Origin of the sequence: Geobacillus sp. ZGt-1 (assembly GCF_001026865.1) — a bacterium.
Lineage (GTDB): Bacteria > Bacillota > Bacilli > Bacillales > Anoxybacillaceae > Geobacillus > Geobacillus thermoleovorans.
Map to the genome: position 1 here is coordinate 179,962 of NZ_LDPD01000023.1, position 7,836 is coordinate 187,797.

11 protein-coding genes, 1 pseudogene and 1 riboswitch are annotated in these 7,836 nt (G+C 55.4%); of the genes and pseudogenes, 1 reads left to right on the forward strand and 11 read right to left on the reverse strand.

All coding sequences use genetic code 11. The features are described 5' to 3' along the window. From VU18_RS19975 to VU18_RS09625, 4 genes and pseudogenes are all read right to left on the reverse strand, one after another. Positions 1–262, reverse strand: a pseudogene (locus VU18_RS19975) (superoxide dismutase); the annotation flags it as partial. A gap of 30 nt (positions 263–292) precedes the next feature. After that, a complete protein-coding gene (locus VU18_RS09615) occupies positions 293–694 on the reverse strand; it encodes a hypothetical protein (protein ID WP_011231771.1) in 402 nt (133 codons plus the stop codon). 18 nt (positions 695–712) lie between these two features. Then, complete coding sequence (scpB, locus tag VU18_RS09620) at positions 713–1,366, reverse strand: SMC-Scp complex subunit ScpB (protein ID WP_011231772.1); 654 nt, start codon at positions 1,364–1,366, stop codon at positions 713–715. A 175-nt stretch (positions 1,367–1,541) separates the two neighbouring features. Further along, positions 1,542–2,297 (reverse strand): segregation/condensation protein A, encoded by a 756-nt coding sequence (locus tag VU18_RS09625; protein ID WP_020278275.1) that lies wholly within the window; start codon positions 2,295–2,297, stop codon positions 1,542–1,544. Between the two features lie 194 nt (positions 2,298–2,491). On the opposite strand from VU18_RS09625, the gene VU18_RS09630 reads away from it, so the two are divergent. Next, a complete protein-coding gene (locus tag VU18_RS09630; RefSeq protein WP_011231774.1) occupies positions 2,492–3,031 on the forward strand; it encodes a DUF309 domain-containing protein in 540 nt (179 codons plus the stop codon). A 22-nt stretch (positions 3,032–3,053) separates the two neighbouring features. On the opposite strand, the gene VU18_RS09635 is transcribed toward VU18_RS09630, so the two are convergent. The 7 genes from VU18_RS09635 to VU18_RS09660 form a co-directional block, all read right to left on the reverse strand. Then, positions 3,054–3,410, reverse strand: coding sequence for a GNAT family N-acetyltransferase (locus tag VU18_RS09635; protein ID WP_011231775.1), 357 nt, complete (start codon positions 3,408–3,410; stop codon positions 3,054–3,056). 120 nt (positions 3,411–3,530) lie between these two features. Further along, a complete protein-coding gene (ribE, locus tag VU18_RS09640; RefSeq protein ID WP_011231776.1) occupies positions 3,531–3,995 on the reverse strand; it encodes a 6,7-dimethyl-8-ribityllumazine synthase in 465 nt (154 codons plus the stop codon). A gap of 20 nt (positions 3,996–4,015) precedes the next feature. Continuing rightward, on the reverse strand, positions 4,016–5,209 hold the full coding sequence (locus VU18_RS09645; protein WP_014196246.1) for a bifunctional 3,4-dihydroxy-2-butanone-4-phosphate synthase/GTP cyclohydrolase II: 1,194 nt from the start codon (positions 5,207–5,209) through the stop codon (positions 4,016–4,018). A gap of 20 nt (positions 5,210–5,229) precedes the next feature. Then, positions 5,230–5,874 (reverse strand): riboflavin synthase, encoded by a 645-nt coding sequence (gene ribE / locus VU18_RS09650; protein ID WP_011231778.1) that lies wholly within the window; start codon positions 5,872–5,874, stop codon positions 5,230–5,232. Continuing rightward, positions 5,829–6,971: a bifunctional diaminohydroxyphosphoribosylaminopyrimidine deaminase/5-amino-6-(5-phosphoribosylamino)uracil reductase RibD gene (gene ribD / locus VU18_RS09655; RefSeq protein ID WP_021321991.1), complete on the reverse strand. Its 1,143-nt coding sequence runs from the start codon at positions 6,969–6,971 to the stop codon at positions 5,829–5,831. Before ribD ends, ribE (VU18_RS09650) begins: the two co-directional genes overlap by 46 nt. 206 nt (positions 6,972–7,177) lie before the next feature. Next, positions 7,178–7,310, reverse strand: a riboswitch (FMN riboswitch). Between the two features lie 47 nt (positions 7,311–7,357). Continuing rightward, positions 7,358–7,486 carry a hypothetical protein gene (locus VU18_RS21105; protein WP_014196248.1) on the reverse strand — a complete coding sequence of 43 codons (129 nt, stop codon included), beginning with the start codon at positions 7,484–7,486 and terminating at the stop codon, positions 7,358–7,360. Further along, the coding region (locus VU18_RS09660) for a peptidylprolyl isomerase (protein ID WP_047758204.1) at positions 7,473–7,836 on the reverse strand (364 nt) is incomplete at its 5' end. The genes VU18_RS09660 and VU18_RS21105, both read right to left, overlap by 14 nt.

A 7,836-nucleotide genomic window follows, 5' to 3' on the forward strand; every position in this document is an offset into this window, starting at 1 on the left:
CCGCATTCACCCAAATTCCCGGCCGCTCATACATAGAGGAGCGAGGGCAGTCATCATAGGAAAAGACAGCAAGGAAGAACAGAATCGCGGTGATGCTTCCCTGCAGCGGGTCTGCAAATGAGCCATAGATAAACCGCTCAAAAAAATCGGGCTGACCCAAAACATATTCGCGTTTTGGGTCAGCCCCCCCTTTTTTCTGAAAAAGGCAGGCTGCTTTGGCAAACCGCCGGCTGCACCAAACGGTTTCCTTGTCCAGACGCACAGAAAACGCGGCGCCAACCGCATTTTCTCGTTACGCCGACCGTTCAGGCAAGCGGCACTCGCCGGTTTCCGCCCATTCGCTGACAAGCGCCTGCAGCGTTTTGGCGTCTACCTCAGCAAAATAACGGCGCAATTCCTCTTCATCATGAATGTAGACGCGCTTTCGCTTCCGATACGCCGGATTTTTCCATAAACAGACAAGAGCAATGATGTCGCGCAAATGAATGTCGCGCCCGTTAGCCGTAAACAGTGGATCGCTTTCATACGGCAGCCAATCAAGCAGCGCCGCCTCAAAATGGCGCAAATACAACACAGACAGCGTCCGCTCTTCGCCCCCGTCGCGGTACGTGACTTCCGAGCGGTTGAAATAGTCTTCAAACGTGTTCGATTGCGACTTTTGCAGCTCTTCACCGTACAGGCGGCAAACGTTCATGAGCGCTCTCCTTCCCGATCAGCCATTTTTCTTTAGTTTACCATATTCCGGCTGCCCATCGCTCAAATTTTCTGCTAATTTTTCGAAAAATAAATCCGCTTCCCGCTCGGATTCGCCATCGTCCGCCCATTCCGGCAGCGGCGGCAGCTCCTCGAGCGTTTTTAGCCCGAAATAATCGAGAAATTCCGGGGTTGTCCCGTACAAAATCGGCCGCCCGGTTCCTTCGGCTCGTCCAACCTCTTTAATGAGCGCCCGTGCCATCAGCGTCTGCAATGGCTTGTCGCTTTTTACGCCGCGAATTTCCTCAATCTCCGCGCGCGTAATCGGCTGGCGGTATGCGATAATGGCGAGCGTCTCAAGCGCCGCCTGCGACAGCGGCGATGCTCCCGGCGCTTCGACCAACTTCTTTAAATAGGGGGCGTGTTCTTTTTTTGTCGCCAACAAAAACACGCCGCCAAGTTCGACAAGCTGGATGCCGCGCTCTTCCCGTCGGCAGTCTTGTTGAAGCTCCTCGATCACCGCTTTCGCCTCTAGCTCGCTGACTTCCAACACAGCGGCGATTTGCGAAAGTGACAGCCCTTCATCGCCGGCAGCAAACAACAACGCTTCCACGATCGCCTTTGCCGAATTTGGCGCACCGGCGCCCTTTTTTTCTCTTTCGTTTTGTTCCATCGCCCTTCTGCCACGCCAAACTCGTTGGCGCCCCTCCTCCTTTCCTCCTGTTTTCGTCGTTTCCCAAGTCTTCTCACCCCAATGTGAGTCAGCTCTCCGCCTTATCATGGCATGGGCAAACAACAAAAGAAAAGCGGCCCGCCGCAGCGAACCGCCGCGGCCAAACCGCACCGCCTCAACCGGCTGGTTTCACCGCCAGAAACAAATCGCTGAAATTCCGTTCTTGCTCAACGATGATTTCATCTTGCTTCATCAACTCTAAAATGGCCAAAAACGTCACGACGATATACGAACGATCGTAGGACGGAAACAGCTCGTAAAAGTTTTTCCGCCCGTTCGCCTGCTTTAGTTCATGCAAAATTTCCGCCATGCGCTGTTCGACGGAAATATCTTGGCGGGAGATTTTCGCCCGCATCGGTTTTTGCAGTTTTTTTCGGCGCAACAGCTTCGACAAGGCGCCAAGCATATCGTATACGTTCACATCCAGCGGCGCCGCCTTTTTCTCATCCGCGTATGCGCTTAAGTCGCTCGGCGGCTTTGTAAACAAAAGCGCCCGCTCCTCTTCGCGCCGCTTCAGTTCGCGCGCCGCCTCTTTAAACTTTTTATATTCAAGCAGCCGCTGCGCCAGCTCCTCGCGCGGGTCCCCGTCATCGCCCCACTCGATGTCGCCGTCGACAGCTTCCTCATTGGAGGGCGGCAACAGCATTTTGCTTTTGATCGCAAGCAAGGTGGCCGCCATCACTAAATATTCGCTGGCGATATCCAACTCAAGCTCCTGCATGGCGTGAATGTACGCCATATACTGCTCCGTAATTTGCGCGACCGGAATATCGTAAATATCGATTTCATAGCGGTTGATCAAATGCAAAAGCAGATCAAGCGGCCCTTCAAACGCTTCGATTTTGACGTTGTACGGCAATTGCACATCCATCCCACCATTTTTTCCAGAACCACCGCCCGGTAGGCTCGTCTCCAGCTGCAGTACATTTATTGTATCATAACGAAGCGGCGAAGCGAACAGAAAACAGTCTCTTTTTTGCGCCGCAGGCCGCCGAAGTCGTATAATCGAAGAAGAGCCGTCCGCCTTCACATGGCGCGGCCCACTTTTGAAAGGAACGATGGCCGATGTATCCAAAAGCGTATATCGAGTATTTGGTCCATTTCCATAGCGACCGCGATTATTTTGAATGCCACGAAATTTTGGAGGAACATTGGAAACAAGACGGTCGAAACAAAGGTTGGCTTGTGCTCATTCAAACGGCGGTCGCTTTTTACCATTACCGGCGCGGCAACGTCTCGGGAGCGCTGCGCCTCATTCGACGGGCGCGGGCGCTGCTTGACGAAGCGCAAGAGATGATCCGGCGGCTCGGCCTCGATGACGAGGCGCTCGCCCGCTTGCTCGACGAGACGGCTGGGCGGATCACCCGCGGCGAACCGTACGAAAGCGTCGAACTGCCGATTCGCGACCGTTCCCTTTATGAGCAATGCCAGGCCGCCTGCGCCCACCGGCAGCTCGTTTGGGGGCAAGCCAGCGACCTAGCCAACCTTGATCTTGTGGATAAACACCGGCGCCGCGACCGCTCGGACGTCGTCGCCGCACGCGAACAAAAAAAACGGGCCAAAGCGGAAGGAGTTGGCTTCCCTCCCCCTCCGCCGCCCGCCTGAGCGCGGAGCCGCGCTAGTTTCGTTATTCGTTGCACGCATGGCATTTATCGAAAAACGAGGCGGTCCACTCGTTGGCGCACAATCGGCAGCCCGGGTACACCTCTTTCAATGCCTTGACCATCTGTTTTCCGATCCCTTGGTGGCGGTGTGACGGATTGACGCTGATGTGCTGGATTTCCACAACATCAGGAGCGCGCAACAGGACGCCGATAATGCCGACGATGTCATCCCCTTCTTTCCATAAAAACAGCTGCCAATCGTTGTTTGTTTCATACTGTTTCATCGTCTGCTGCAGCCGTTTCAGGTCTTTTTCCGTCGGCATAAACGACAACAGTCCCATGGCGATTTTCTCATAGTTTTTTCGGTAACGGATTAACATAAAAATCCCTCATTATCGACAAACGCTTTTCCGAAATGGAAAAGTTTTTGTCATTTTCTCTATACGTATTATAAACATTCTCACCGATATTGTGAACCATTTCATGCCTTTTTACGCAAATTACGCAAGCGTCCGCAAGACGTTCGCCATTTCGATCGCCGACACCGCCGCTTCCCATCCTTTATTGCCCGCTTTCGTGCCGGCCCGCTCGATCGCCTGTTCAATGGTGTCCGTCGTCAACACGCCGAAAATGACCGGAACACCGCTTGCAAGCGCCGCGTGGGAGACGCCTTTGGCCGCCTCGCTGCAGACGTAGTCAAAATGGCTCGTTGCCCCACGGATGACGGCGCCAAGCGTAATGACAGCGTCAAACTGCTTCGATTCCGCCATTTTTTTCGCCACAAGCGGGATTTCAAACGCACCCGGCACCCAGGCGACAGTGATGTCGCTGTCGCTCACGCCATGGCGCGTCAAGCCGTCGATCGCCCCAGATAAAAGCTTGCCCGTGATGAATTCGTTAAAACGAGAGACGACGATGCCGATTTTCAATCCGGTGCCGACTAAGTTTCCTTCAATGATGCGCATGTTCGTTGCTCCTCCCATCATTAAAAATGAAGCATATGTCCTAATTTTTCATGTTTCGTGCGCAAATATTTTTCATTTTCCTTTTTCGCTGGCATCTGAATGGGCACCCGTTCAACGACTTCGAGTCCATGCCCTTTTAAGCCGGCGATTTTGCGCGGGTTGTTCGTGAGCAGGCGCATTTTCGTCACGCCAAGATCTTTCAAAATTTGCGCCCCGATGCCATAATCGCGCAAATCGGCGGGGAAGCCGAGCTTTTCGTTCGCCTCGACGGTGTCATAACCTTGCTCCTGCAGCTTGTAAGCGCGCAACTTGTTCATAAGGCCGATGCCGCGCCCTTCTTGGCGCATGTAAAGCAACACCCCGCGCCCTTCCGCCTCGATTTGCCTGAGCGCCGCATGCAGCTGCGGACCGCAGTCGCACCGGTACGAGCCAAACACATCGCCAGTTAAGCATTCGGAATGGACGCGCACCAAGATCGGCTCATCCGGGATGATCTCTCCTTTGACAAGCGCCACATGCTCTTTTCCGTCGAGCACGTTTGTGTAGCCGATGGCGCGAAATTCGCCGAATTCGGTCGGCAGCCAAACGTCCACCTCCCGTTTCACGAGCTTTTCCCGCTGGCTCCGATAGGCGATCAAATCTTTGATCGTGATCATTTTCAATCCGAACTGGTCGGCGATTTGCCGCAAATCAGGAACGCGAGCCATCGTCCCGTCCTCTTTAATGATTTCGCAAATGACGCCGGCCGGCTTCGCGCCGCACAAACGGGCCAAATCAACCGCCGCTTCTGTATGGCCGGCGCGCCGCAAGACGCCTCCCTTTTTCGCAATCAACGGAAAAACGTGGCCAGGACGTTTAAAATCGCTCGCTTTCACATTCGGATCAAGCAGCGCCTGAATCGTCGCCGCCCGCTCGTAGGCGCTGATTCCCGTCGTTGTCGTTTTGTAGTCGACACTCACCGTAAACGCTGTGCCATGCGCGTCCGTGTTATGAGTGACCATCGGCTCAAGCTCGAGCCGCTCCGCCAATTCCTCCGTAATCGGCACGCAGACGAGCCCGCGGCCATGAGTGATCATAAAGTTAATGACATCCGGAGTAGCTTTTTCGGCCAGCACGACAAAATCGCCTTCATTTTCGCGGTCTTCGTCATCGCAAACGATGATCACTTCTCCGTTTTTCAGCGCCGAAAGCGCTGCTTCAATCGTGTCAAACATCAAGCTTGCCCCCTTTTCCACTATTTATAGCCGTGCTGCTCCAAAAATTCGACCGTCAATTTGGAGGTCGGCGTCGCTTTCGCGGTGAGGAAAGCGGCGACGTACTTGCCGATCATGTCGCACTCGATATTGACGAGATCGCCCGGCCGCTTTTCGCCTAAAATCGTCGCCTCACGCGTATGCGGAATGAGTGAAACGATGAACGTGCGCTCGCTCAGACCGAAAATCGTCAAGCTCGTCCCATCGACTGCGACCGATCCTTTCTCAATCATATAGGCGCGCAGCGAGGCCGGCACTTCGATTTCATAGTAGACGGCGTTCGCTTTCGGCCACTGCCGGATGATGCGCCCGACGCCGTCCACATGCCCGGTGACGAAATGGCCGCCAAACCGTCCTCCAGCCGCCATTGCCCGCTCCAAATTCACCTTCGCCCCCGGCTTTAATGTCTTTAGCGCCGTCGCTTTCACCGTCTCCGGCATGACATCGACCGTAAACTGCCGTTCGGTGAACGATGTGACGGTCAAGCAGACGCCGTTGACGGCGATGCTGTCGCCAAGCCGCACATCTTCGAGCACCCGCTTGGCGCCAATCGTCATCACGATGGCATCGCCGGTTTGCTTCATTTGTTCGATCGTGCCGATCTCTTCAATAATGCCAGTGAACACAACGATTCCTCCTTCCGTTTCGGCGCGGCGACGATTTTGATGTCCGGGCCGATCGTCTCGATGCGGCGGATGTCAAGCTCCACCGCTTCAGCAAGCCGGGCGAAGCCAAGGCCGCCGACCGACGTCGGCGCCCCGCGGCCGCCGATCAGCTTCGGAGCGATATAGGCGATGACCTCATTGACTGCTCCCGCGCGGAGGAAGCTGTCATGAACGCGCGAGCCGCCTTCGACAAACAGCGACATGACTCCCTGCTCCCCAAGCAGACGGAGCACATCGCGGACATCGATCTGGGCCGTCGGCATTGAAAATACACGCACCCCAAGGCGCTCATACGCCGCTGCTTGTTCCCGACTGACGCCGCCGGTGATGATCCACGTTTCTGCTTCCTTGTCAGCGACGACATGGGCGTCAAGCGGTGTACGCAATTTTGTATCTAAAATGATGCGCAGCGGGTTTTTCCGCTTTTCCCCAAAGCGGACGGTAAGCTTCGGGTTGTCGGTCAAAACGGTGTTGACGCCGACCAAAATGGCGTCATGCTGCGCACGAAGGCGATGGACATCCTCACGCGCCGCGCTTGATGTAATCCATTTGCTTTCCCCCGTCGCCGTCGCGATTTTGCCATCGAGGCTGCATGCGAACTTCAACGTGACAAACGGCGTTTTTGCGGCGATATAGTGGAAAAACATCCGATTTAATTCGTCCGCTTCGTCTTTTAATACGCCAACATCAACGTCAATGCCCGCTTGGCGCAGCTTGGCAATCCCTTTTCCCGCGACAAGCGGATTCGGGTCGGTCGTGGCAACGACGACGCGACGGACGCCCGCCTGGATGAGCAAATCGGCACATGGCGGCGTTTTTCCATAATGGCTGCACGGCTCAAGCGTCACGTACACCGTCGCACCGCGCGCCTTCTCGCCAGCCATGCGGATCGCATAGACTTCAGCGTGCGGCTCACCCGCTTTCAAATGGGCGCCAAGCCCAACGACCGTCCCACCGTTGACAACGACCGCGCCAACTGCAGGATTGGGAGACGTTTGCCCGACCCCAGCTTTGGCCACATCGAGAGCGAGCCGCATATAATGTTCATCGTTATGCACCGCACTCCCTCCTTCAATAAAAACGAAACCCCCGGGATGTCCCCGGGGGCTCATTGATGAGAGAATGACCAATGATGCGCAAACAAACACACGTTCGCTAAGCAGGCTATACCGGCCGGTCGGAAACAAAAGATACTACCATGCCTAGTCGGCCGACAGACGCTGCCCATGGGTCTGAACCGGCCGAAAACAGCCGTGCGCATATTGGCATCCTTCTCCCATCCAGACTATACTGTCGGCTCCGGAATCGCACCGGATCCTGCCTTTCGGCTCGCGGGCTGAGGGGCGGAAAGCCCCATCACCGCCGGTCGGGAATTTCACCCTGCCCCGAAGGATGCATCACTATATCGTTATGTTCATTATACCACACGAAACGCCCTGCATCATCATTCCGCAACCCAAATCCAATACGCCGCTCCCCACAACAGGCTGGCCGCAAGCAAAAAGAAAAACAAGCGCCAGTTGTTTCGAACAGTCCGATCATCCTCGCTCATGCGCTGTTTACGGTTCGTCAAATACTTTCACTTCCTTCATCACGTCGCCGTTTTTCATCGTCCTCACGACGTCCATGCCCGATGTCACTTGGCCAAAGACGGTGTGCACCCCATCCAAGTGCGGCTGCGGCTCGTGGACGATAAAGAACTGGCAGCTGCCGGTGTCGCGGCCGCGGTGCGCCATGGACATCGCGCCGGTGACATGTCGGTGTGGATTGTTGTCCGTCTCGCACGGGATCGTATAGCCGGCATCGCCCGTTCCGTTGCCGCGTGGACATCCTCCTTGGCTGACAAATCCAGGGATGACGCGGTGGAACGTCAACCCGTTATAAAAGCCTTCGTTTGCGAGCTTCTCAAAATTGGCCACCGTC

Excerpts from the sequence above, each read along its gene's own strand:
- ribE (WP_011231776.1), bottom strand. The coding sequence starts at position 3,995 with ATGCGCATCATTGAAGGAAACTTAGTCGGCACCGGATTGAAAATCGGC.
- VU18_RS09645 (WP_014196246.1), bottom strand. The coding sequence starts at position 5,209 with ATGTTTGACACGATTGAAGCAGCGCTTTCGGCGCTGAAAAACGGAGAA.
- VU18_RS09635 (WP_011231775.1), bottom strand. The coding sequence starts at position 3,410 with ATGTTAATCCGTTACCGAAAAAACTATGAGAAAATCGCCATGGGACTG.
- VU18_RS09625 (WP_020278275.1), bottom strand. The coding sequence starts at position 2,297 with ATGGATGTGCAATTGCCGTACAACGTCAAAATCGAAGCGTTTGAAGGG.
- VU18_RS09615 (WP_011231771.1), bottom strand. The coding sequence starts at position 694 with ATGAACGTTTGCCGCCTGTACGGTGAAGAGCTGCAAAAGTCGCAATCG.
- VU18_RS09630 (WP_011231774.1), top strand. The coding sequence starts at position 2,492 with ATGTATCCAAAAGCGTATATCGAGTATTTGGTCCATTTCCATAGCGAC.
- scpB (WP_011231772.1), bottom strand. The coding sequence starts at position 1,366 with ATGGAACAAAACGAAAGAGAAAAAAAGGGCGCCGGTGCGCCAAATTCG.